Raw genomic sequence first — 23,333 nt, forward strand, 5'->3', positions numbered from 1 at the left:
TAAAGACTTCTGAAAGGATTAGCTATGGGACATTTACACCGTAAATAAGAAGTAAGGCATTATATCAGACAAAGCAAATATTAACCCTTACTATTAGTAAATGACTTTATATCTTATAAAATACTCTTAGTTATATTTGCAAAACTCATCACTAAATCTGCCACGGTTTTGGCTTGGCATTTTTTCATCAAACTTGAACGATGCACTTCTATAGTTCGTACTGCGACGCATAATTTATCAGCAATCTGTTGATTACGCTGACCTTTCACGATGAGTTTTAAAATCTCCATTTCTCTTTCTGTTAGCGCATCAAACTGTCTTTTATTTGCTTGATACTCATACATGGTTAAAGAATGCGTTATCGCTTTATGAATAGCCAAAGCCAATTTTTCGCCATCCACTGGCTTTTGAAAGAAATCAACCGCACCTAACTTCAACGCATCAACGGCCATAGGGACATCACCATGACCAGTTAAGAAGATAATCGACAATGGGCTCTGTTGTTGGTTTAATCGTAGTTGAACCTCTTGGCCTCTCAATATCGGCATTCGGCTATCAAGGACCACACAGCCGGGTAGTAATAGATCCACTTCATCAATAAACGCCTTTCCATCCTCAAAGGTAGTCACGTTAAAGTCATGGCCCTCTAGCATAAACGCTAATGAATCTCGCACTGATTCATCGTCATCAACCACATAGACTGGCACATTTATTTTTGACATGATTTACTCCCTTTTAACTTCACTGGCAATTAATGCGCACTATTATGACCTGTTATTGGCAAGGTTACTGTGACTTGGCAGCCTTGTGGCTGAGCAGATTGTAATAAAAAAGTTCCATTATGGTCTTCAATCACATCACGACAGATTGCTAGGCCTAACCCTAATCCATTCTCTTTAGTTGTGACAAAGGCCTTTGATAACGGTTGATTATTATCAACTAATCCAATGCCATTATCTCGAATGACTATCTTAATATTCTGCTCACTCATGGTTGTCTCTATCCAGATCTTATGAGCTAAAGTACCCTCTTGTTCTTCCCGCTGTAAACAGGCATCTGCCGCATTATTTAACACATTTAATAATACTTGTTGTAAGCCGACAGCATCACCCCAATATGAGTAAGTCTCCTGTTCATTATCTTGTATTATTTGAATCTCTTTCTTTTTAAAATCATAATCAAGCAGCAATAACGTATCTGAAATAATGTCTTTAATATCACAATTTGATTTAGCAATAGTACGTTTATTTATCAAGGCTCTTAAGCGTTGAATAATACTATCTGCGCGTATCACTTGCTGTTCTATTTTCTCAAAGATTGGGACTAATTCTTGTGCCCCTTTTCCTTTTTTTATTCGCAATAATCCGCCTTGGCTGTAATTGCGGATCGCGGCTAAAGGTTGGTTTATTTCATGCGCTAAACTGCTGCCTAATTCCCCGACAATGGCCACTCTCTGTGCATGCTCTAACATGGCGTTTTTTTCTTTTAACGAGTTAAGTGTATTCTCTAATTCTCGCTTACTTCGACTAAAACGATATTCCAATAAAAAGTGATAACCATTGAGTACAATCACCAGAATAAATAGCATCCATCCCCATTGTTGATTTCGCTTTAGCCACGACATCGCCTCTTGCCACCACGGTTTTTGCAGTGGATGCATATCTAAACCTTGGTACAATTTATCCACCGACAGCTGACTTACTGCAGGTGTCCAGCCTAATGAGTTTGCTGCAATAGCCGCTGGATGATCACTTGGTAATGACAATAATGCTCTGGTAATTGGTTTCGCTAAGCCTTTATTCGCTCTACCTGTTTTTGCAAACGACCAATTTGGGTAAAGCGGTGTTGAAGTGGCACATGGAAATTCTTGGGGGGCGACGTTATTAATGACTCGAAAATTATCTTTATTAAGTAAGCCTTCTTGGCTCATTCTTTCTAGTAAACACACGGGTACTATCGCTCCTTCTATGTGTTTATCTCGTAATTGATAAAGCAGTACATCCAAAGGAAAACCTAAAAACTGAATATTAGAAAAATAATGAGATTGACTTAAACCCAGTTTATTTATCTCATACCGCATCGTGAGATAACCACCAAAAGCATTTTCATTGACCGCAGCTAAAGGATAACCACTTAAAGAGTCAATAGCTTGATATGAAGAGTCTTTTAGAACTACAAAAGCTGAACCAATGGCATGAGTGGTACCTGATTGATCATTACCATTCGCGCTGTTTAACGTCGCAAGCCAAGATAAAGAAAACTGACGCCCAAGTCGTACTGCTTGCCCAGGGTTAGTGATCACAAAATCGACGGTTTTATTCTCTACCGCCTGTTCCATCTCAGAAAGAGTAAATGGATGTAGGACAAAAGCCGTATCAGGAATATTAAGAGATAGCCAATCCATTGTCGGTTGCCAACGATGATTCGCTTCTAACGCACCTCGTGTAGCTAATACACCTACATCCACGTTCTGAGTTTGAGCAACAGCCGTGTTGGAGAGCAATGCACAAACTATCCCTATAAATATAACAAAATATCGACCTTGCTTGTGCCATTCCATTCTCTGTTCTTTGCTCATTACACTCTCAGATCCATTACTGACTTAACTAGGATATCAATATCTGTTTATTTCCCAAGTTTTTTCTTGTTTTAGATCAAGTGAGCTTACGCTATGTGGAAAACCACAGTAGGCACAACAGACTCAATTATTAATAATTTGTTCATATTTTGACATACGCAGTAAACCATCACAAAAAGAGGTTTTATGGACAATACCAAACGTCGATTTCTCAATCGTCTTGGCACACTCACCGCAGGCGCTGCCATTATTCCTGTCGCAGGAGCTGGTACCTTATCAGCCACTAGCATCATCCGAAATAATAACCAACCGGATAGAAAAGGCATGGTGGGTAAACGCTACGCCATGGTGGTTGATTTACGTAAATGTGTGGGTTGCCAAGCCTGTACTGTCGGATGCTCTATCGAAAATCAAGCGCCAATTGGCCAGTTCAGAACTACCGTTAAACAATACGAAGTGACATTAGATAATGGCAATACTGACGTTCAGAATGTGAAATCATTCATGTTACCTCGTTTGTGTAATCACTGTGATAATCCTCCTTGTGTCAAAGTATGTCCTGTTCAAGCGACCTTTCAACGTGAAGATGGCATTGTCATGGTGGATAACGAGCGTTGCGTAGCTTGTGCTTACTGTGTTCAAGCTTGCCCTTATGATGCCCGTTTTATTAACGAAGAAACCTTAACCGCTGATAAATGTACTTTCTGTGCGCATCGTTTAGAAAAAGGCCTACTTCCAGCATGTGTTGAAACCTGCGTTGGTGGTGCTCGTGTGATTGGTGACTTAAATGATCCAAGCAGTGAAATCTTACGTTTAATGGCAGAAAACCAAGCGGACATTAAAGTACTCAAACCAGAAGAAAAAACACAGCCACACGTCTTCTACATCGGGATGGATGCGCGTTTTACCTCTCACATTGAAGGAAAAACGGCGATTTATGATCCAAAAGGAGAAAACGCATGAACATCACAGAAGTCTTAATTCAACCACAAGCGACCGCATGGCTACCGTGGGCAGTACAATATTTCTTATACATAGGCTCTTCTTACGCCGCGGCTATTCTCTTTTTACTGAGCTTGATATTTCAACAACATACTAGCCATAAGATGCGTTCAGCTCTGGTTTTAACTGTGGCTATTGGTGCTATTGTTGGCCCATTAGCATTAACTGGCGATCTACATCAACCGGGACGTGCATGGCATTTCTTCTTTCATCTAACTCCTTGGTCTTGGATGTCTCTTGGTTCACTCTTCTTACCTCTGTTCTCTGCATTAGCGGTAGCTACGGCATGGCTGTATTTGCGCGATGATATTGCAGAGCTAAGAAACAGCACCAATCCCATCGCAAAACTCGTGGGTTTATTGACCTTGGGCGATTGGAAAATTACTCATACACAAATGATCATTGTCGCAGCCATCACTACCTTATCAGGACTAAGTATTGCTCTTTATACTGGCGCTGAAATTGCCATCATTGAGAGTCGCCCGTTATGGAATCAAGCCGCCTCCCCTATTCTTTGGTTTGTGACCGCTTTTCTGGGGGCGATTGGCTTTAGTACTTTATTGCTGTTTTTATTTCCCTCAAGCCATACAGACAAGACTTCAATGAGTGAGGGAGACGCCTCTCTTATCAAGCGCACCTTGGTATTAAGCTCTGTACTTTCTCTTATTTTAGTACCGTTATGGACTTCAAATAATCCGACTTTTTCTTTATATGAAAACCAAGCATGGATCACTCGATTAGGCCTCTTATCTCTTGGTTTTATTGCTTGTTTTGTTGTCGCTCAAACCTTAAAAAACCTTAACCGCGCAAGCTTCATCATTATCACTGCCACCACCCTGTTTGCGAGTTTCTATTTACGTTGGGTAACCATGATGGATGTACAAACCATCCCAAAATTTGATGTTGGTGCATACCCATACGAACTACCAATGGGAGGCGCAGGTTTACTTGGCATCTTAGGAATGTTTGGTTTATGGATGGCACTCGCGTTAGCTGCATCCGAAATCGTGAATACGCAAAAAACCTCTCTTTCAACCACAAAACACACAACAAAGTAGGATTTAATTATGGATAACAAACGTCGTCAGTTTTTAAAATCAGGCCTTGCTGTTGGTGGTGTAGGTGCTTTTGCAGCAGGATATGCAACCACAGGCACACACATGGCGCACGGTGTCATTGATGGAACCGCAGGTAAAAAAACCAATCATATCCATCATGGTAATTCACTAGAGCCAGAATACACGGTGACAGAAAATGGCAAATTGATTGCAAATCCAAAGCAGCGCGTAGCACCCTCTATGTGCTTTGGTTGTTGGACACTGTGTGGCTTACGTGTTCGTATTGATAACGAAAACGATAACATTTTACGTATCTCTGGTAATCCTTATCACCCTTTGTCTCATGAACAACAAATCCCATTCAATACGTCAGTAAAAGACGCTTATATTGGCATGGCAGGTGAAGCAGGATTAGCCGGACGTTCAACCGCTTGTGCTCGTGGTAACGGCATGATGGAGATCCGTAATAGCCCGTATCGTATTACTCAACCATTAAAACGTGTGGGTAAACGTGGCGAAGGAAAATGGGTTCCTATCAGCTACGAGCAACTCCTAAAAGAAGTGGTTGAAGGCGGCGATCTGTTTGGTGAAGGTCATGTTGAAGGCTTACGTGAGATCCGTGATATTAAAACGCCATTAGATCCAAACAACCCTGAATATGGACCAAAATCGAACCAACTATTAGTCACCAATGCAGGTAACGAAGGTCGTGATGATATTCTAAAACGCTTTGCTTTTAACAGCTATGGCACACGTAACTTTGGTCATCATGGCTCATATTGTGGTTACGCGTTCCGCGCAGGATCTGGTGCCTTAATGAGTGATCTCAATAAATTCGCTCATGTTAAACCAGATTTAGAACACACTGAATTTGCGATATTTATTGGCATGTCTCCTGCTCAAGCCGGTAATCCATTTAAACGCCAAGCTCGCCAATTAGCAGCCGCTCGTACTCGTGGAAATTTTGAGTACACCATTATCACACCAAGTTTGCCTGCTGGTTCATCAAGCCTAGCCGCAGGTGATAATAACCGTTGGATGCCAATTAACTCAGGGACGGATTCTGCTTTAGTGCTTGGTATGATCCAATGGATCATCACTAATGAGCGTTATAATAAAACCTTCTTAGCGCAACCAAGTGCGGCTGCAATGAAACATGCCGGCACTGCCCATTGGTGTAATGCTACTCACCTTGTTATTAGTGATGAAAACCATCCTAGAAACGGCGCATTCTTACGCGCATCTGAAATGGGCCTCCCTTTTGAAGGTAAAGCACTGTCAGACAGTGATCCTTATGTCATTATTGATGCACAAAGTAATGAACCGTCAGTTAATACGCAAAATAAACCTGCGACCTTATTTGTTAGTCAACGATTAGAGACAATTAATGGCACGATAACTGTCAAATCTTCTCTGCAACGTCTAAAAGAAGAAGCCTTTAAATATGACTTGGCTTTCTACAGTGAACAGTGTGGTATTTCACAAAAGGATATTATTGCTCTCGCGACTAAATTTACCAGTCATGGTACCAAAGCGGTGGTAGATACCCATGGTGGTAACATGCACAGTAATGGTTTCTATAATTCATTCTCTATTTTAATGCTTAACGCCCTTATCGGTAATATCAACCTAAAAGGTGGAACGATGGCAAAAGCGGGCGGGTATCCAACCTCTGCAGCGGGTCCTCGTTATAATTTTGCTAAATTCAAAGGCAAAGTAAAACCAAAAGGCGTATTTTTATCTCGCAGTAAATTCCCTTATGAAAAAACAAGCGAATACAAGCGTAAAATAGCGGCTGGACAATCGCCATATCCAACACGCTCACCTTGGTACCCTATATCAGCACCATTATTAACCGAACATTTATCGGCAGCGATTGATGGTTATCCGTACCGAGCAAAAGCATGGATTAACCACATGGCGAACCCTCTTTATGGGGTTCCAGGACTCGACAATTTATTGGGTGAGAAACTGAAAGATCCTAAACAACTCGGATTAATCGTCTCTGTTGATGCCTTTATTAACGAAACCACCGCTCTGTCTGATTATTTAGTACCAGATACTGTGACTTATGAAAGCTGGGGAATGGCAACACCGTGGCATGGCGTACCAACCAAAGCGGTGACAGCACGTTGGCCGATTGTTGAACCATTAACAGAAAAAACAGCCGACGGTCGCTCTATCAATCTAGAAAATTTCTTTATTGATATTGCAAAATCAATGGACCTTGGCGGTTTTGGTGACAATGCAATGCCTGATACTCAAGGAAATTGGCATGCAATTCACTCAGCTGAAGACTTCTATTTACGCTCAGCCGCAAACTTAGCGTATGCGGCGAATGCGGCGAATGGCGCACCAACAGCCACGGCTGAAGACATTGTTCTTTCAGGATTAGAGCGTCTAGTCCCTGAGATGCAGCGAGTATTAACGCAAGAAGAGTTTGGTAAAGTCGCTTATATTTTTGCTCGTGGCGGCCGATTTGAAGATGCAACAGAAGCCTACAAAAACGATGAGATGAAGCATAAATGGAAAAAACCGCTCTCCATTTGGAATGAAAAAGTGGGTACATCTCGCAATACCATGACAGGAGAGCAATATATTGGCTGTCCAACTTGGTATCCACAAAAACTGGCTGATGGTACGCCGCTAGCGGATAAATACCCAAAGACAGAGTGGCCATTTACACTAACCAACTTTAAATCAAACATTCACAGTGCGGTGTCTAATTTATCACCTCGTTTGAATTCAATTAAAGGCGTAAACCCTGTTTATATTCATCCAACAGATGCCCAAAAAATGGGAATAACAACAGGCGATGTATTTACTATCACCACACCAAGTAGCTCAACCAAAGCGTTAGCTATGCTGGTAGATGGTATCCAAATCGGTACGCTTGGTTTTGAACACGGTTTTGGTCATAAAGAGCTTAGCGAACGCGCCCACTGGATTGGCGATATTCAGCAACCCGTTAAAATGAAATCAAACGATGGCGTGAATATTAATGACATTGGATTGATTGACCCAACTCGTAAAGGTAAAGGCGTATTACTGGATTGGGTAGTAGGTGCGGCGGCAAGACAAGCGCTGCCTGCAAAAATCCAGATAGGATAAATAACTACTGATTATCCATATTGATTAGCTGGTACTCTCCGGATTAGCAGCTAATCTTAATAAATAATTATTATGTATAAATGTGGAAAACCACAATACCCAAATTTATTAATAAGTTTAATAATAAATAGCAGCGTCTATTGGCTTAAAATAAAGTCCTTATTCACTTTTAGTAATAAGGGCTTTTTATTGCGGTATTGTTAGCACAGTCCCTGTTTATGAAAACCAAATACGTTATATTGTCGCGAAATCAACCTTTATTGACAATTGAGTTTATAATGAAAAAATACGTAAACACCCTTCTTATTTCATCTTTGTTCGCTTCTTTTTCAGTCTTTTCAGCACCTGTCGAGTTTCAAAAAATCCCAGAGATCATGACAAAGTTTGAATCTGCTCAACTGTTTATAAAGAGCTCACCAACGCTAGGTCGATTACCAAAAACCTCTGAAATAGGTAAAGAATTTCCTACTTATGTATCTGATGGCAAAGGTGGTTACCATCTAGAAACAAGCAATACGATGATCAAAGAGGTTGTTGTCGCTAGAATGCCAGCCGCAGTTGTTGATGATGTCTATAACGAATGGTTAGTACCTCAAGACGTATGGAAAGGCACGTATGGTATTCTTCCGACCTCAACAGAATTTGCATCATTTAAGCGTATTAAAACCATCAAAGCCGTGAAGATTGATGATGAAATGCTAACACTGATGGGCAGTGAAGATGGTAAAACTGCGATCATTCAAGTGAGTTGGGATGATAAAGGGATGACAGTCTACAAAGACGGTTATCTTGCTGATTACGAATACGCTATTGCACCAGAAGAAATGAAAGCAAACTACGAACTGGCAAAATAAAATAATCAAATCAATCATAAAGAGAGGCTATTAGCGCCTCTCTTTTTATTCATATCCTCTTTATTCTCTGGATAACAAGATGGTTCCAGCCAATAAAGACATTGCTATTAGCACTAACCCTAAATCCCCGACGACACCAGCAAGACTCAATCCACTGCCAATTAAGCAATAATAAAACAAACCTAAAATCGCTCCAGCAGTTCCTACTTGGTGTTTATAATTAACGAGTGCCGTGCTAAATATATTAGGAATAGCCATACCAAACCCAGCAACCACACTTGCCATTCCGAGCAAAAACCAAAGACTCTCTTGATACAAATACACCTGAACCGAGCCTATCATGCTAAATACAACAGCCACCTGAATTAACCGCTGCGAGCTCCACTCATTTTCTAACAGTCGTTTATTTAATGTACTACCAAAAATAGAAGCCACAGCTAGGACCACACCACTGTAACCAAATTCCATCGAACTTAATCCAAGCTGACTAAACATAAATGGCGCTAAAGAGTAATAGCTAAACATCATGATATTAAAGCAAGCAACCAAAATCGCACTCTTCCAAATAGCACCATCTTTAAGCATTGCCTTAAAGACACTCATAAAACTAATCGTTTGAAGATGACTAGGTTTTGTTTCTTGCAATGACACTGTAGACACAACTAAAAGTATAATAGCTATAACAAATAACAAGCTAAATACAATCAAATGCCCGAAATACTCAGCAATAAATCCCCCCAGCATTAAACCCACAACAGGGCTAATAGATACCGCAATAACCGCTACTGAAAATACTTTGCCTAACTCTTTACCTTCATAGCTATCACGTAATATTGTCTGACCGATAACAGAACCAACTGCGGCACCAAAAGCGGAAATAATACGTGCCATTAACACCATATTAAAATCAACGGCAATAATGGCCAACAGGCAACCAATAGCATAAATCAGCAAACCACATAGCATCGCTTTTCGGCGTCCAATTACATCAGCGATGCGCCCCCAGAAAACAACACCCACAGCAAAGGCCATAAAATAGATAGATAAGGTTTGACTGGCGCTTGCCATTGATATGCCAAAATAATCGACGAGGTGAGGTAATACAGGGCTATAAATGGTTTCAACAACTTGAGGGAACATCAATAGCATGATGAGTAATCCCATGTGAGGTTTTTTATTCATATTCTTTTCTTCTAAAATTGGAATAAAAGAAGTATAAAGATTTGCGCCATGGTCAAATATCAACAGTAGAACAATAAACATCAAAATAAGGACAAGCTATGTTAATCGATGGAAAAACACCAATTAATGTCGATAACACCCTCTATCCTTTTGTGGGGATTGCGGCAGAAGTAGGTAAACATGATTCAGGCATGCATAAGCATAATCGAGCTCAACTGCTATTTGCTCCGCACGGATGCATGACTATTACTCTGGATGGCTCACACTGTGTACTTCCACCAACCAAAGCCGCATGGATCCCAGCAGGCGTGAAACACTGCGCTGTCATGAGAAATGTTGTCGCTTATCGATCGCTCTATTTTGCTCCCTCAGCTATTGATAACTTACCTAGCGAACTCGCCATCTTTAACGTTACCCCCTTATTGAAAGAACTTATTGAACGAATGGCCTTTTGGGAGTGGGATAAACCAAGCAATGAACAAACCAATACTCTGGCTTTATGTTGTGAGGAATTACTTCATGCTGAAAGATACGATCTCACCCTTCCTTTACCTACGGACAAACGACTCACTGCATGGTTAAATAAAATAACCACAAAGGCGATCCTTCCACAGCCATTAAATGAAATGTCGATTCAAATTGGGGCCAGTAGCAAAACCATCTCACGTTTATTCATAAAAGAAACAGGGATGCCTTATCAAGCGTGGCGACAACAATGGCGCTTACTTACCGCTATTGAACATCTTGCTGAAAATAAAAGCGTCTCAGAAGTTGCTCATTCATTAGAGTTCTCTAGTGATAGCGCATTTATTCACTTTTTCAAACAACACACAGGTGAGACACCAGCGCGATTTATGTGAACATATCGACTACTAATTATTATATTTCCAAAATAGAAATAAGTACTTCGCATACTTTCACTAAAAGAAATTATACTATTCCATTAGAATAAACCCATACTAATAAAAAGGGTTTTATCATGAGTCAAGAACGTTTCTATAGCATCATTACCGATGCAAACCTTTCTCCAAAACAGAAATCACAATATTTAGCATTAGAAGCTGAGGCTAGCTTGCCTTATATGGAGATTGACTCTGATACTCAACAAGCACTGGATGATGGCATTCTGTGTGATATGTTTGAGGGCCACGCCCCTTTTAAACCTCGTTATGTATTACCTGATTACGCAAAATTTTTATCTCAAGGTTCAAAATACCTAGAGCTATCTGCGGCCGAAGATTTTGATGATGCATTAAATTTACTCACTATAATTTATCATCATGTCCCTTCCGTTACTTCTATCCCTGTTTATCTTGGCCAACTTGATACTGTGCTTATGCCTTTTGTTGGTACCCTTAGTGATGAAGAAATTTACCAAAAAATAAAACGCTTTTGGATAATGCTTGATCGCACACTACCTGATGCCTTCATGCACGTAAACATTGGCCCAACAGATAATATTATTTGTCGTACTATTTTACGTGTTGATGCTGAATTAAAGCAAATTGCTCCTAACTTAACCTTTATGTACGATGCTGAGATCACACCAGATGATCTGCTTCGTCAAGCGGCTGCAAATATTTGTGAGTGCAGTAAACCTCACATTGCAAATTACCCAGTACACGCAAAAGCGTACAATAACACCGGCTTTGGCATCGTCAGTTGCTACAACTCGCTACCATTAGCTGGTGGCTCTAACACTCTTGTCCGCATGAACTTAAAAGAAGTGGCTAAAAAAGCCCAAAATAAAGCGGACTTTGTTGATAACGTGCTACCTAATTACTGCAACGTTATGTTTGGCTTAATTAATACAAGAAGTTCATTCTTACATGAAAAATCAAATTTCTTTGAAGGTTTTTTAACCAAAGAAGGATTAATTAGTGAAGACCGATTCGCACCAATGTTTGGCATTTACGGCATGGCTGAAGCCGTCGATATTCTTATGGAAAAAGAAGGCATTGCAGCAAAATACGGTCATGATGAAATGGCAAACCAATTGGGCCATGCTATTTCAAAACAACTCTCAGAGATCGTTGATGCAACCGAGGTAAAACACGGCTATCACGGGAAAGCACTGCTTCATGCACAAGGTGGCATTAGCTTAGATCTTGATGTTACTCCAGGTGTTCGTATCCCTTACGGCACAGAACCTGATCCAGTATCTTATGTGCAAGCCACCGCTGAGCACCACCAATATTACACCTCTGGTGTCAGTGATATTTTGACCATTGATGAAACAGTTAAATCAAACCCTGAAGCGATGTTTAATTTAGCAAAAGGCGCACTGCAATTAGGCTATCGAGAGTTTACCGCCAATGTTGCTTCTAACGATTTAGTTCGTATTACCGGTTACATGGTAAAACTGTCTGATATCGCTAAGTACGACGCTGAAGGCTCTCGAACCAATACTACGTTTTTAGGAGCAGAAGCGGCGAAAAACACGGAAGTATTGAACCGTACACCTCGTGTTGTGGCGATAGAAATGACACCTGCATACGCAGAATAAGAAGTCATTACTATGGTTAACGCTGATCTTTTTTCTGGCGATAACATCAACGACAACAAAACAGGATTGGTCAGTAAAATACTGACCTTTTCTTGTGTTGATGGCCCCGGAAACCGCCTTGTGATCTTCTTACAAGGCTGTAATTACGATTGTATAACTTGTCATAACCCTCATACTATTAATCACTGTGATCATTGTGGTAATTGCGTAGAGCCATGCCCAACAGGTGCATTAACCTTTGATGATTCACCAAACAAGAAAGTTATATGGAATGAAGCGCTGTGTACTCAATGTGATAAATGCATTGATGTCTGCCCAAGTAAATCAAACCCAAAAATAACAACGTATACGGTAGGAAAACTAATTGAATTCACCAAAAAACACGCGCCATTTTTAAGTGGTGTTACGATTTCTGGTGGTGAAGCGACCCTGCAATTACCCTTCATTATTGAATACTTTAAAGCCATCAAATCAGAAAAATCATTAGGCCACCTTACTTGTTTCATAGACAGCAATGGCAGTCTATCTGAGCAAGGCTGGAATAAAGTTCTACCCTATTTAGATGGGACTATGATTGACTTAAAAGCATGGCAAAATGACACGCATCTATGGTTAGTCGGTAGAGAAAACCATCGCGTATTACAGTCGATCAATCTATTAGCTAAGCACGAAAAATTGCACGAAGTTCGACTGTTGTACATTCCAAATAAAACCGATTTATTGTGTGAAATCGATGCTATTAGTGAGTATTTAAAGACATTATCCGAAAATATTACTATCCGTTTAAATGCATTCCAACATCATGGCGTGATTGGTGAAGCGTTAGTGTGGGATAAATGCAGTAAAGCACAGATGGAAGAGTTTGAAGCCAAGTTAGTGACTCGATTAGGGCGTTCAGTGATCACCCCATCGATTTATACTTAATGCTTTGGTTATTGGTTATTTTGAAAATACCGCAGTCAAATAGCGATTATTTAAACCTTTAGTAAGGATCGAGTGCACTCTATAAAACAGTGCGCTCGGTTTTTTAATATAGTGTTTAACGATATTGCGACCGACACCTTGCGAGCGGTTTTCTTTAGATTCTTTTTTCGAAAACAATCCTTTAAATTCCCAATATTGGATCTGCTCAAACGTTTCACCCGCTTGATAATTTGAAGCTGAAAACAGACGATAAAAAGAGGCCACTGTAAAATCATGCAAATGGTGAGGATTCCCATCAACCGTAGGCGTGGTCGGAACCGACGCGATCATAACCCCTTGTTCATTCAACTGAGTTAATAAGTGCGTTACCATTTTTTGAGGCTCAGGCACATGCTCTATGGTTTCTAAGCTAATGATAGTATCAAAGTGCTGAAAGCCGCCCTCTTTGTTAGCTAATTGAAAATCCATACCATTACCGCATTCATAACGTAAGTTATCCGCTTGATAATGCTCTCTGGCATAGTTAACCGCTATTGGATCAACATCAACACCAACAAATTGTTTATCAGGATGAGCTTCTGCCATTAATGCAGTGCCATAACCACAACCACAAGCAATATCTAAAATAGAACTGCCACGTAACTGTTCAGAGGCAAATTGATAGCGTTCTAAATGGATTTCCAACACATCTTGATGACCTTTATCATCTTGGTTCAGCTGTTTTGGGTAAATACGTTCTAAAGAGTGTTCTGCGGTGATCTGTTCTTGTGGTAAATCCATTTTACTGCCTTGATAAACAATTGGTTATAAAGCATCCAAATTAAATGTGATGCTGATATTTCTTCAAAAATAGTAACATTAATTACCTAAGCAGCATGTCTTATTTTTCCTTAATGCGATCACACAGCCAGCTTACGGCCTGATCATTGATACTTAATTTATTATAAACCATGCTATACACCACCTGCCCATAATCAAATGGCATCTGTTTTATCACTAACCCCTTCGCCTGACTTGCCATTTCTGCCCATTTTTTAGAGCTCGTAAATAAAAATTCAGTGTGATGACACAAGGTTGCTGCACTGCCAAAATCAGCCACAGAAATAGCGACGTCCCTTGGTTGGTATTGCTGAGCTAGACACTGCTCAAAATAGGGGACATTTAATTCCTTATCAAAAATACCAATATGTTTATAAGCTAGATAATCCTCAACCGTTAACTCCTTATCAACTAAGGGATGGTCGGCACTCATAAGACAAATCATTTCATCTTCGATCACCGTTTCCCAAACCAACTGCTTTTCAGTTGTTGGCGGCTGACTTCTATCATGTGGCAGTAAAATCACATCAACTTGGCCATTTAATAAGGCATCAAACCCCAACTGCTCTTTTGAGTGGATGTCGATATGAGAACTAGGCGCTTGAGTCGAAAGAATATCACTAATGATTGGGGCAAATATCTCAAAAGTACTTTCTCGCATTGAGAGTGAGTACTTACCAGAGAAGTCTTTAGGTTTAAACGTAGACTGATTCAATAACCCATTCATATTATTTAAAATTTGATGCAATACGGGTCCAATTTTTAACGCATAAGAGGTTGGAATTAATTTCGTACCGTCACGATAAAACAGCTCATCATCCAATAATTGTCGTAATTGAGATAAGGTTTTACTCACACTTGATGGGCTCATGCATAATATCTCAGCACTTTGCGTTACGCTGTGTGTAGAGAGCATGACATGCAACGCAGTAAGATGCTTGAAGCTAATGCGAGAGAGTTGAATAAGATCCATTATTGCCCATTGAGTAAAAAGTTAAACCTAGAAACATTATAAAACACTTTGCAGTTGAAATAAGAAATAACATCCTTTAATATCCACCGCCTTACTCTTTGGGGAGTAGCCCGCTTTCTTGTTTTATCTAAATATAGAGAAACCTGAAAGTTCGTATATCAACATAATTGATGCAAAATCATCATGGTATACGAGACAAGTATGAGCAACTTGTTCGGCAAGACCTTAGATTAACATCACGAACCATTGGGTGGGCGTGAGGTTTTTCTGTGGATCTTATAATTATAATCCCGCCCAAGTGAGTAATGTCGTGAGTGTATTAGCAATATCCATAACCACCGTCGCACTAGCTGAAATCGGTGATAAAACCCAACTTCTCTCTTTGCTGCTTGCCAGTAGATACCGAAAACCAATCCCTATTATTGCCGCGATCTTTTTTGCGACTATTTTAAATCATGCTTTAGCTGCATATTTAGGCGTAGTTGTTGCTGACTTCTTAACCCCTGAAACCTTAAAGTGGGCTCTCATTGTTAGTTTTGTGGCGATGGCTGGTTGGGTTTTAATTCCTGACAAATTAGATGAAGACGAAACCATCTCAAACAGAGGCCCTTTTGTTGCTAGCTTCATTGCCTTTTTCATTGCTGAGATTGGTGATAAAACACAAATCGCCACGTCGATCTTAGGTGCCCAAAATGCCGATGCTTTACATTGGGTTATTCTAGGAACAACGGTAGGTATGTTACTTGCAAACGTTCCAGTCGTATTGATTGGTAAATTCTCTGCCGATAAACTGCCGTTAACCTTAATTCATCGTGTTACTGCCTTGATCTTCCTAGGCTTGGCAGTAGGTACTTTCTTCGGAATGTAGACATAGTGAGCATGAGTGATTATTCTTGATTTAAGAAATATTGATAAATCACTCATGTAAGCTATTTACTTTTCCTACAAACCGAATAATGGACTATTTATGAACCCAGTTATCGATACGATTCTAAACCACCGCTCTATTCGTTCTTTTACTAACGAACCTATCTCTAAAGAGCAATTAGATACCATCATCAGCGCTGGTATTGCAGCCTCTTCTTCTAGCTTACTTCAAGTAAATTCAATTATTCGTGTTACCGATATAGATAGACGTAAAGCGTTAGTTGAGCTTTCTGACGGTCAACCTTATGTAGAAGGCGCTGCGGAGTTTTTGGTTTTTTGTATTGATTTTCAACGTCACTATGAAATGAATCCAGAAATAAAAGCTGAATATACAGAATTAACCCTGATTGGTGCTGTTGACGCAGGGATCATGGCTCAAAATTGCTTATTGGCGGCCGAATCGATGGAACTAGGTGGTGTATATATTGGTGGTTTACGTACTCATGCGCAAGAAGTCGATAATTTACTTGAGTTGCCAGATTACACCGCCGTTCTCTTTGGTATGTGTTTAGGCCATCCAGCTCAAACACCACAAAAAAAACCACGTCTAAGTCCAGATGTCATTGTTCATGAAAATACATATCAACCATTAGATAAAAGCAAAATCCATGAATACGACGACATCATGTCGACATACTATGCAACCCGTAGCAGTAATCAAAAACAAAGTTCATGGTCAGAACAAATCACAGGCAAGTTGTCACAAGAGTCACGCCCTCATATCAAGGGGTACTTGAATAACAAAGGCCTAGCGATTAAGTAATCAATAAATCCTTTACCCCTTCTTTTTTGGGGTATTTGTCCTTCCATATTCATGTTACTTTCCGCCTCATTAATCCCGAGTTATCATTATGTGTACTTGGGATTTTTAATTTTGATACCAACTAACGAAATTCAATTGGTATCAGCACAAATCTACAAAACAACTAAACTTAATAATTATAATAGCAATGCCTGTAAATGCCGCTCACACATTTATATTCTTGGTTTTGCAACTCTAAAATAGGTAATGTCTTATGCTGTCTATCTTTGATATCTACAAAATTGGCGTTGGGCCATCAAGCTCACACACAAATGGTCCTATGATTGCTGGGTACAACTTCACCCAACTTATTCAACCACATTTAGCGCAAGTTTCTCGTGTTCAGGTTGATTTATATGGTTCACTCTCTTTAACGGGGATCGGCCACCACACTGACCGTGCAACCATTTTAGGGTTACTGGGAAATCGTCCAGATAATATCAAGATTACCAGCGCCAACTTAGCCATGAAAAAAGCAATTGAAGATAAAGTATTACGCATTGCTGGCGATCATGAAATCATTTTTGATTATGAAACGGATATGCTATTTCATAAAACCAACTTACCTTTACATGAAAATGGCATGACGATTTCTGCGTTTAATAACACGGGAGATCTATTAGTAATAGAAACCTACTACTCAGTTGGTGGTGGTTTTATTGCAACCGCAGATGAATTAACGAATGGAAAAAGCACCACTACTGTTGAGGTTGAATTCCCATTTAAGTCTGCTGATGAGATGCTAGAAAAAGCAGAAGAACAAGGATTAAGCTTAGGTGCTTTTGTACTACGTAACGAAGTTGCATTTCAGCCGATGGAAGCCATTGATGCAAAAGCCGACCAAATTTGGAAAGTAATGTCTCTTTGTATGGACCGCGGTTTTCAAACTGAAGGCATCCTTGAAGGCGGCCTAAATGTCGTTCGTCGTGCTCCTGCTTTATTGAAAAAGCTAGAAGCAAACGCCTCTATTGAGAATGATCCAATGGAGATCATGGATTGGATTAACTTATTTGCGTTTGCAGTAAGTGAAGAAAACGCAGCAGGCGGCCAAGTAGTAACATCACCAACTAATGGTGCTGCTGGCGTCATTCCTGGCGTGTTAATGTATTACCATAGATTCATTAAAGAACTAGATACGAAACAACTAAAAGACTTCTTAGCTGTCTCTGGGGCCATTGGTATTTTATACAAAACCAATGCCTCGATTTCTGGTGCTGAGGTGGGTTGTCAGGGTGAAGTGGGTGTTTCATCCTCAATGGCAGCAGCAGGACTAACAGCACTTCGCGGCGGCAGTAATGAGCAAATTTGTATGGCAGCGGAAATTGCCATGGAACACTCATTGGGCATGACCTGTGACCCGATTGGTGGTCTTGTTCAAGTGCCTTGTATCGAACGTAATGCAATGGGGTCAATGAAAGCAATTAACGCCTCTCGCATGGCATTAAAGCGCACTAGTAAATGTCTTATTTCACTCGATAAAGTGATCGATACCATGTATCAAACAGGTAAAGACATGAACCGTAAATACCGTGAGACATCACTTGGTGGATTGGCGTTAATTCACATGGCACCACCGTGTGAATAATTTCATCTAACCAGTAAACAAAAAATCCAGAGCGACTCAAACGAGGCTCTGGATTTTTTATGTTAATCCATCTGAAAATATCAGATAACGAATACTTTATTTATTCTCTCCATCAAAGAATGAAATATTCTCTTTCAATTTATCGGTTAATACTGAAATTTGATCATTAACAACAACGGTTTCTTTTAGGTATTGAATATTTTGTTTGGACATATCATTCATGTGATTTAACGAAACTGAAATTTTCTCAGCAACCAATACTTGATTTTTAGAATCAGAGTTGACTGCATTATTAATCCTAGACACTTCATTGACGTTGTCAGTAAGACCATCAAAGACAACAGATAGGGTCGAAACTATTTTCTTCGACTCTTCAATCAACGATACGTTATCAATCATGAAGTTATCGGTTTTTATAGATTGCTCTTTTAACTTAGAAATGATTTCTTTTACATTAACAGTTGAGCTCTGTGTTTTAGTGGCTAAGGTTCGAACTTCATCTGCCACCACAGAAAAACCTCTACCAAACTCCCCAGCTCTTGCTGCTTCTATTGCGGCGTTTAATGCTAATAAATTAGTTTGTTCTGAAATGGTTTCAATCACTTCAATTACCGAATCTATCGCTTCTGTGTACTTCCGCATATCTTTAGTTAATTCAGCTGAACACTCCATTGTATGAGTTATTTTTTGAGATATTTCTTCAGATTTATTCAATGTTAAACGACTATTTTCTATTGAATTAAGTGCTTTATCCGTCGATATTTTCGCTAATTCAGCTTGTTCAGCAACGCTCTTTGCGATTACAGAAAGATCGTTAGAGTTTTGCAATGAATCACCAACAAGCAACATACTTTCTTGCAATCCTACATCACTATTTTCTACGACTTTACTAATGCTTTCTTGGCTATTCATAAGCTCACTAACCACATGAGAAGAGAGCCGAGTTGTTTTTAATATCGTTGTATTCATTTCTTTTAAAGAGTTAATAATAAGATCTAGTTCATTTCCAGAAGATGAAATATCAGGCACATGGAATTCTCCTTTTGACATGCTTACTATATTTTCAGATATAATCGGTAATATTTTCAATTCCCTTTTCACCACAACACATACAATTAAGGAAAGGAACGCCCCTATAAATATAAATAAAACAAATATAAAAACCATCAAGTCATTTAGTTTTTTTAAATTTTCTTTTTGTCCAGTAAAAGAAAAAAGTTGATAATTTTTTCCAATCGCTGTTTTTGATACTGTATAAATGTCACTATCAGGAGTGTCATATAAGTAGGGTAATTTTGTCACATTTTCAAACTCAGGTCTTATCTTATAAATATTTTTATACAACCACCCTTCCGTTGTTTTATCGGCAACGATAACTGTGCCTTTATTATCAGTAATTGCGTATTCTAAATTTAAATCTACCATCAATAAAGACAACGAAATATCAGCACCAAGGATACCGATAATTTCATTATTTTTATAAATAGGAACAGATACCGTAACGACACTTTCTCCATTCTCTTCTGACATATAAGGGGCTGAAATATTTGAGTTCATTTCATCTATAGCTACGCTATTAAACCACTCTCTCCCGACTTCTCTTGCGTTAAACCCAGGAACCCAACCATTAAGATTATCACTAAAAACATCCCCTTTTAAATTAGCAACAAACAATCCAATAACAGCATCATTTTCTTTATTCGTAAGTTTAAGTTTTTCTAGTAACTCACTATTTTTTTCAATATCAACAGTAATAGCAATGCTTTTCATTAATGTTGTAAGTGAATCTAACTTACCTCTAAATGTTTTAGAAATAACATTCACAACATCATTATTAGTTGTTGTTATTCTTTCATCTTTAATATCATTTATTTTCCAATAAAGAAAAACGCTAGATATCATCATAGATAAAATCATGCCTATTAAAAAAAAGGTATTTATTTTTTTTATCATATTAAATTTACCAGAGTTAAAGTGGCAATATTTATAGCATCATAAATTTAAGTTACATATCCATATAAATCGCAATAAAATATTACAATATAATATTTACGATCTAGATCACACAAAATAAAACTGACCATTCTGAATTATATTATTGGTATAATCATTCATAAAATAGATCAATTGTTTTACATCTAAAAATAAGGTTCTTCGTAGAACTACCATAAGAAAAAATCCAGAGTTCTCAAACGAGGCTCTGGATTTTTATAGGGTAAATTTGGTTACTGTTCTATCTTTTATACGGCGACACTATCGTATTCCCTGTCACTGCATGATGAGACACCATCACTAAGTCTTGGTATAAAGTTCGGATATTCTCTTCACTCAATACCTCATTAGGCTTACCTTCAGCCATCACTTCACCTTGGTTAATCAAGATTAGCCGATCACAAAACTCTGCCGCAGTATTTAAGTTATGAATCGCAACCAAGGCAGATTTTCCATTCTGACACTCTTTATGGAGTACATTCATTAACTGAGATTCATGGCCAATATCCAAACTGGCGGTTGGCTCATCAAGCAACATTAAAGAGGTACCTTGGACTAAGGTTCGAGCAAAATGTACAAGTTGCTTTTCGCCTCCAGATAAATCGGTCACGGTTCTAGAACTTAAATGCCCTATTCCCACCCTTTCTAACGCCACTTTGCTTTGATCCTTTAATCAGGGCTGCTGAAATGACTTCTTGTTGCTGACGGGCATGAAACCCTAAACCAATAGTTTCCATCACACTAAATGGGAATGCTGCTTCACTGTACTGGGGTAAGTAGCTCATGCTTAATGCACGCTCAATATGAGAAAGGCTCGATAGCGATTCATCTTTGATCGATATCTCACCCTGTGAATATGCTTGAAAGCCACTAATACACTTCATTAAGGTACTTTTACCTGCGCCATTAGGGCCAATAATACCGACTAACTCACCCGCATTCACAGAAAAAGAAATGTCTTTTAATAGCGTTTTTGAACCAACTTGATAACTTAGGTTTGATACGTTTAGTAGTGCCGCTGTTGAATTCATCATGCTAAACGCCCTTTTCTTTGGAATCGAATAATTAAACCTATAAAGTAACAACCGCCAATAAACGAGGTAATGATCCCTGCTTTCAATTCATTTGGCGCAATAACCCAACGGCCTAACAAATCACATACGAGCAAGAAAATAACACCAAAAATGGCAGAGAACGGCAACAGCTTTTCATGCGCAGGCCCAACCAATAAACGCACTAAATGTGGCACCATCAAACCAATAAAACCAATTGGTCCGGCTATCGCTATCGACATTGCGGTAAGTAAAGTAGCGAACATCAATAGCTTGAATCGGGTTTGCTTTACATTAAGCCCCATGCCGTGCGCACTCTCTTCACCTAATGCTAATAAATTTAAGGCACGGCTCTCTTTTAAGAGCAAAATTGAAACAATGATAATAACTGGCGTTGGCCATAATAAATGTTGCCACATACGACCATCTAAACCACCCATTGCCCAAAAGACAAATTGGCTGACTTCGTATTGCTGAGCCATTAATAGCAACCCCATTCGAGCGCCACCTAATAAACTAGAAAGCGCCAAACCCGTTAAGATTAAAAACAAGATTTGAGAGGATGAATGACGAGATGCAAGCACATAAATAAATGCTGATGCCGCTAATGCCCCCACCGTAGTAAAAATAGGTAACCACATCGGGTTCATAAACGAGAAGCCAGATACAATTGCGATGACTGCCCCAAAACTACTGCCAGAACTCACACCTAGCACATCTGGACTGGCTAATGGATTTTTGAATAAGCCCTGAGTACAAGCTCCTGCCAACGCCAATGCGCCACCAGCCAGAATAGCGGCACACGCTCTTGGTAATCGAATGTGCATTACAATCGCAGAGGCTAATGGGTATTCTTTTGCTGCGAATTCGCTACCATTAAGTAAGTAACTCTTAAACATCGCCAATATATCGAGAACAGGGATATGCACAGCTCCAAGGCTGAGATACGCCAAAAACAGACTAATAAACAGACTGACTGAGATAATAATTTGAAATGATGTTAAACGATAAAAAGGCATTAGAGTTTCTTATACGCAGAATGATTAACAAAAAGAACAGCATCAATAATGTACTGACTATAAACGCTTCTTAATACATGAGGCATTTGATACACACGCCCTTCTTTAATAGCAGTGACAGATTGTAGTGATGGGTCAGACATTACTTCTTGCTTAAACTGTTCAGCCCCATCCTTATCGCCATAAACCCATGCAGGAATAAACAACACATCAGGATTAAGCACAATGACCATTTCTTTTGATACAGGCACTTGGCCGTACTTATCACTGACTAACCCTTCAATCGCATTATCCAAATCCGCTTGTTCTAATACTTCATCCCATGTTGAGTCTTGTCCGCTTGATGTTCCCCACGGGTTGTAATCTAACGCTGTTAATCTTTGTTTTGGCTTAATCACATCTTGAGTTAATCGCGCTTTCATTTTGGCAACGACTTTGTTAGCCGCTTCACTTTTGTTAACTATCTCGCCAACACGTAAGATCTCAGTTTCGATCTCTGCAATTGTTTTAGGTGTTTGAATTCGATAAACAGGAATACCTGCACTTTCAATAATCGCTAACTTTGAAGCATCACTCCAGTTAGCCGCAAACACAATGTCAGGACGATTAGCAATGATCATTTCAACATTCAGTGCTAACAACGGGACTGATTTAGGAAGAATGTCTTTTACCGCTGAGTAATTAGGGTTGTTGGCTAAATCAGTCAAACTGGAGAGTGAACTGTCATCCACCAATTCTAATAACACAGCATCAGTAAATAGAGTTTTAGATGAGATTTTCTTAGGCTCTTTCTCAATAACGACAGAATTTCCTAAGCCATCAACCACGCTTAACGGATAAATAGTCTCAGCCGTCGATGAAAAAGAAAACAAAAAAGAAGAGGCAATAATAAATGATTTTAACGCAGGCCAGCGCATGAAAACTCCTGTAAATCGCGTACATTATTGTT

19 protein-coding genes, 2 pseudogenes and 1 riboswitch are annotated in these 23,333 nt (G+C 39.4%); of the genes and pseudogenes, 11 read left to right on the forward strand and 10 right to left on the reverse strand.

From position 1 onward, the window contains the following. Positions 1-113: 113 nt before the first annotated feature. Together ED622_RS01140 and ED622_RS20125 are read right to left on the reverse strand one after the other, a co-directional pair. Positions 114-722, reverse strand: coding sequence for a response regulator transcription factor (locus ED622_RS01140; RefSeq protein WP_122032144.1), 609 nt, complete (start codon positions 720-722; stop codon positions 114-116). A 29-nt stretch (positions 723-751) separates the two neighbouring features. Further along, positions 752-1,624 (reverse strand): sensor histidine kinase, encoded by an 873-nt coding sequence (locus tag ED622_RS20125; RefSeq protein ID WP_371413420.1) that lies wholly within the window; start codon positions 1,622-1,624, stop codon positions 752-754. Between ED622_RS20125 and ED622_RS20130 the strand changes: the two genes are divergently transcribed. Continuing rightward, positions 1,623-1,697, forward strand: a complete 75-nt coding sequence (locus tag ED622_RS20130; protein ID WP_371413421.1) for a hypothetical protein — start codon at positions 1,623-1,625, stop codon at positions 1,695-1,697. The genes ED622_RS20125 and ED622_RS20130 overlap by 2 nt on opposite strands. A gap of 53 nt (positions 1,698-1,750) precedes the next feature. Here ED622_RS20130 and ED622_RS20135 read toward each other — a convergent pair. Continuing rightward, positions 1,751-2,578, reverse strand: a pseudogene (locus ED622_RS20135) (phosphate/phosphite/phosphonate ABC transporter substrate-binding protein); the annotation flags it as partial. Positions 2,579-2,764: 186 nt separating this feature from the next. Here ED622_RS20135 and dsrO point away from each other — a divergent pair. The 4 genes from dsrO to ED622_RS01165 all read left to right on the forward strand — a co-directional run bounded on the left by dsrO (position 2,765) and on the right by ED622_RS01165 (position 8,603). After that, positions 2,765-3,541: a sulfate reduction electron transfer complex DsrMKJOP subunit DsrO gene (dsrO, locus tag ED622_RS01150; protein WP_122032146.1), complete on the forward strand. Its 777-nt coding sequence runs from the start codon at positions 2,765-2,767 to the stop codon at positions 3,539-3,541. Further along, positions 3,538-4,638 carry an NrfD/PsrC family molybdoenzyme membrane anchor subunit gene (gene nrfD, locus ED622_RS01155; RefSeq protein ID WP_122032147.1) on the forward strand — a complete coding sequence of 367 codons (1,101 nt, stop codon included), beginning with the start codon at positions 3,538-3,540 and terminating at the stop codon, positions 4,636-4,638. The genes dsrO and nrfD overlap by 4 nt, the downstream gene beginning before the upstream one ends. A 9-nt stretch (positions 4,639-4,647) precedes the next feature. Continuing rightward, positions 4,648-7,749: a tetrathionate reductase subunit A gene (locus ED622_RS01160; protein WP_122032148.1), complete on the forward strand. Its 3,102-nt coding sequence runs from the start codon at positions 4,648-4,650 to the stop codon at positions 7,747-7,749. A gap of 278 nt (positions 7,750-8,027) precedes the next feature. Beyond that, on the forward strand, positions 8,028-8,603 hold the full coding sequence (locus ED622_RS01165; RefSeq protein ID WP_122032149.1) for a hypothetical protein: 576 nt from the start codon (positions 8,028-8,030) through the stop codon (positions 8,601-8,603). A gap of 60 nt (positions 8,604-8,663) precedes the next feature. On the opposite strand, the gene ED622_RS01170 is transcribed toward ED622_RS01165, so the two are convergent. Beyond that, positions 8,664-9,785, reverse strand: a complete 1,122-nt coding sequence (locus tag ED622_RS01170) for a multidrug effflux MFS transporter (RefSeq protein WP_162922414.1) — start codon at positions 9,783-9,785, stop codon at positions 8,664-8,666. A gap of 98 nt (positions 9,786-9,883) precedes the next feature. Between ED622_RS01170 and ED622_RS01175 the strand changes: the two genes are divergently transcribed. The 3 genes from ED622_RS01175 to ED622_RS01185 all read left to right on the forward strand — a co-directional run bounded on the left by ED622_RS01175 (position 9,884) and on the right by ED622_RS01185 (position 13,215). Beyond that, on the forward strand, positions 9,884-10,645 hold the full coding sequence (locus ED622_RS01175) for a helix-turn-helix domain-containing protein (protein ID WP_122032150.1): 762 nt from the start codon (positions 9,884-9,886) through the stop codon (positions 10,643-10,645). A gap of 119 nt (positions 10,646-10,764) precedes the next feature. After that, on the forward strand, positions 10,765-12,291 hold the full coding sequence (locus ED622_RS01180) for a YjjI family glycine radical enzyme (RefSeq protein WP_122032151.1): 1,527 nt from the start codon (positions 10,765-10,767) through the stop codon (positions 12,289-12,291). 12 nt (positions 12,292-12,303) lie between these two features. Beyond that, on the forward strand, positions 12,304-13,215 hold the full coding sequence (locus tag ED622_RS01185; RefSeq protein ID WP_122032152.1) for a YjjW family glycine radical enzyme activase: 912 nt from the start codon (positions 12,304-12,306) through the stop codon (positions 13,213-13,215). A gap of 15 nt (positions 13,216-13,230) precedes the next feature. Here ED622_RS01185 and ED622_RS01190 read toward each other — a convergent pair whose 3' ends face one another. Both ED622_RS01190 and ED622_RS01195 read right to left on the reverse strand, forming a co-directional pair. Further along, entirely contained in the window at positions 13,231-13,995 is a 765-nt protein-coding gene (locus ED622_RS01190; protein WP_122032153.1) for a bifunctional 2-polyprenyl-6-hydroxyphenol methylase/3-demethylubiquinol 3-O-methyltransferase UbiG, read from the reverse strand. A 100-nt stretch (positions 13,996-14,095) separates the two neighbouring features. Beyond that, positions 14,096-15,007 (reverse strand): LysR family transcriptional regulator, encoded by a 912-nt coding sequence (locus ED622_RS01195; protein ID WP_122032154.1) that lies wholly within the window; start codon positions 15,005-15,007, stop codon positions 14,096-14,098. An 83-nt stretch (positions 15,008-15,090) separates the two neighbouring features. Next, positions 15,091-15,222, forward strand: a riboswitch (yybP-ykoY riboswitch). A gap of 95 nt (positions 15,223-15,317) precedes the next feature. Between ED622_RS01195 and ED622_RS01200 the strand changes: the two genes are divergently transcribed. The 3 genes from ED622_RS01200 (at position 15,318) to ED622_RS01210 (ending at position 18,321) form a co-directional block, all read left to right on the forward strand. Next, positions 15,318-15,875, forward strand: coding sequence for a TMEM165/GDT1 family protein (locus ED622_RS01200; protein WP_162922415.1), 558 nt, complete (start codon positions 15,318-15,320; stop codon positions 15,873-15,875). A gap of 99 nt (positions 15,876-15,974) precedes the next feature. After that, positions 15,975-16,697: an oxygen-insensitive NADPH nitroreductase gene (gene nfsA, locus ED622_RS01205; protein WP_122032156.1), complete on the forward strand. Its 723-nt coding sequence runs from the start codon at positions 15,975-15,977 to the stop codon at positions 16,695-16,697. Positions 16,698-16,950: 253 nt separating this feature from the next. Then, the gene (locus ED622_RS01210) at positions 16,951-18,321 is read left to right on the forward strand and encodes an L-serine ammonia-lyase (protein ID WP_122032157.1); all 1,371 of its coding nucleotides are present in this window, start codon (positions 16,951-16,953) and stop codon (positions 18,319-18,321) included. Between the two features lie 96 nt (positions 18,322-18,417). Here ED622_RS01210 and ED622_RS01215 read toward each other — a convergent pair whose 3' ends face one another. The 4 genes and pseudogenes from ED622_RS01215 to ED622_RS01230 all read right to left on the reverse strand — a co-directional run bounded on the left by ED622_RS01215 (position 18,418) and on the right by ED622_RS01230 (position 23,301). Beyond that, complete coding sequence (locus ED622_RS01215) at positions 18,418-20,274, reverse strand: methyl-accepting chemotaxis protein (protein ID WP_122032158.1); 1,857 nt, start codon at positions 20,272-20,274, stop codon at positions 18,418-18,420. Positions 20,275-20,554: 280 nt separating this feature from the next. Continuing rightward, positions 20,555-21,344, reverse strand: a pseudogene (locus tag ED622_RS20140) (ABC transporter ATP-binding protein). Further along, on the reverse strand, positions 21,344-22,384 hold the full coding sequence (locus ED622_RS01225; RefSeq protein ID WP_122032159.1) for an iron ABC transporter permease: 1,041 nt from the start codon (positions 22,382-22,384) through the stop codon (positions 21,344-21,346). Before ED622_RS01225 ends, ED622_RS20140 begins: the two are co-directional and overlap by 1 nt. Continuing rightward, positions 22,384-23,301, reverse strand: coding sequence for an ABC transporter substrate-binding protein (locus ED622_RS01230; RefSeq protein ID WP_122032160.1), 918 nt, complete (start codon positions 23,299-23,301; stop codon positions 22,384-22,386). The genes ED622_RS01225 and ED622_RS01230 overlap by 1 nt, the downstream gene beginning before the upstream one ends. Positions 23,302-23,333 lie beyond the last annotated feature (32 nt).

It is taken from the genome of Aliivibrio sp. EL58 (assembly GCF_900312675.1).
In the GTDB taxonomy this organism is placed as follows: Bacteria; Pseudomonadota; Gammaproteobacteria; order Enterobacterales; family Vibrionaceae; genus Aliivibrio.

Excerpts from the sequence above, each read along its gene's own strand:
- ED622_RS01230 (WP_122032160.1), bottom strand. The coding sequence starts at position 23,301 with ATGCGCTGGCCTGCGTTAAAATCATTTATTATTGCCTCTTCTTTTTTG.
- ED622_RS01170 (WP_162922414.1), bottom strand. The coding sequence starts at position 9,785 with ATGAATAAAAAACCTCACATGGGATTACTCATCATGCTATTGATGTTC.
- ED622_RS20125 (WP_371413420.1), bottom strand. The coding sequence starts at position 1,624 with ATGTCGTGGCTAAAGCGAAATCAACAATGGGGATGGATGCTATTTATT.
- ED622_RS01160 (WP_122032148.1), top strand. The coding sequence starts at position 4,648 with ATGGATAACAAACGTCGTCAGTTTTTAAAATCAGGCCTTGCTGTTGGT.
- ED622_RS01225 (WP_122032159.1), bottom strand. The coding sequence starts at position 22,384 with ATGCCTTTTTATCGTTTAACATCATTTCAAATTATTATCTCAGTCAGT.
- ED622_RS01175 (WP_122032150.1), top strand. The coding sequence starts at position 9,884 with ATGTTAATCGATGGAAAAACACCAATTAATGTCGATAACACCCTCTAT.
- ED622_RS01180 (WP_122032151.1), top strand. The coding sequence starts at position 10,765 with ATGAGTCAAGAACGTTTCTATAGCATCATTACCGATGCAAACCTTTCT.
- ED622_RS01140 (WP_122032144.1), bottom strand. The coding sequence starts at position 722 with ATGTCAAAAATAAATGTGCCAGTCTATGTGGTTGATGACGATGAATCA.
- ED622_RS01165 (WP_122032149.1), top strand. The coding sequence starts at position 8,028 with ATGAAAAAATACGTAAACACCCTTCTTATTTCATCTTTGTTCGCTTCT.
- ED622_RS01195 (WP_122032154.1), bottom strand. The coding sequence starts at position 15,007 with ATGGATCTTATTCAACTCTCTCGCATTAGCTTCAAGCATCTTACTGCG.
- nfsA (WP_122032156.1), top strand. The coding sequence starts at position 15,975 with ATGAACCCAGTTATCGATACGATTCTAAACCACCGCTCTATTCGTTCT.
- ED622_RS01215 (WP_122032158.1), bottom strand. The coding sequence starts at position 20,274 with ATGATAAAAAAAATAAATACCTTTTTTTTAATAGGCATGATTTTATCT.
- ED622_RS01190 (WP_122032153.1), bottom strand. The coding sequence starts at position 13,995 with ATGGATTTACCACAAGAACAGATCACCGCAGAACACTCTTTAGAACGT.
- ED622_RS01185 (WP_122032152.1), top strand. The coding sequence starts at position 12,304 with ATGGTTAACGCTGATCTTTTTTCTGGCGATAACATCAACGACAACAAA.
- ED622_RS01210 (WP_122032157.1), top strand. The coding sequence starts at position 16,951 with ATGCTGTCTATCTTTGATATCTACAAAATTGGCGTTGGGCCATCAAGC.
- dsrO (WP_122032146.1), top strand. The coding sequence starts at position 2,765 with ATGGACAATACCAAACGTCGATTTCTCAATCGTCTTGGCACACTCACC.
- nrfD (WP_122032147.1), top strand. The coding sequence starts at position 3,538 with ATGAACATCACAGAAGTCTTAATTCAACCACAAGCGACCGCATGGCTA.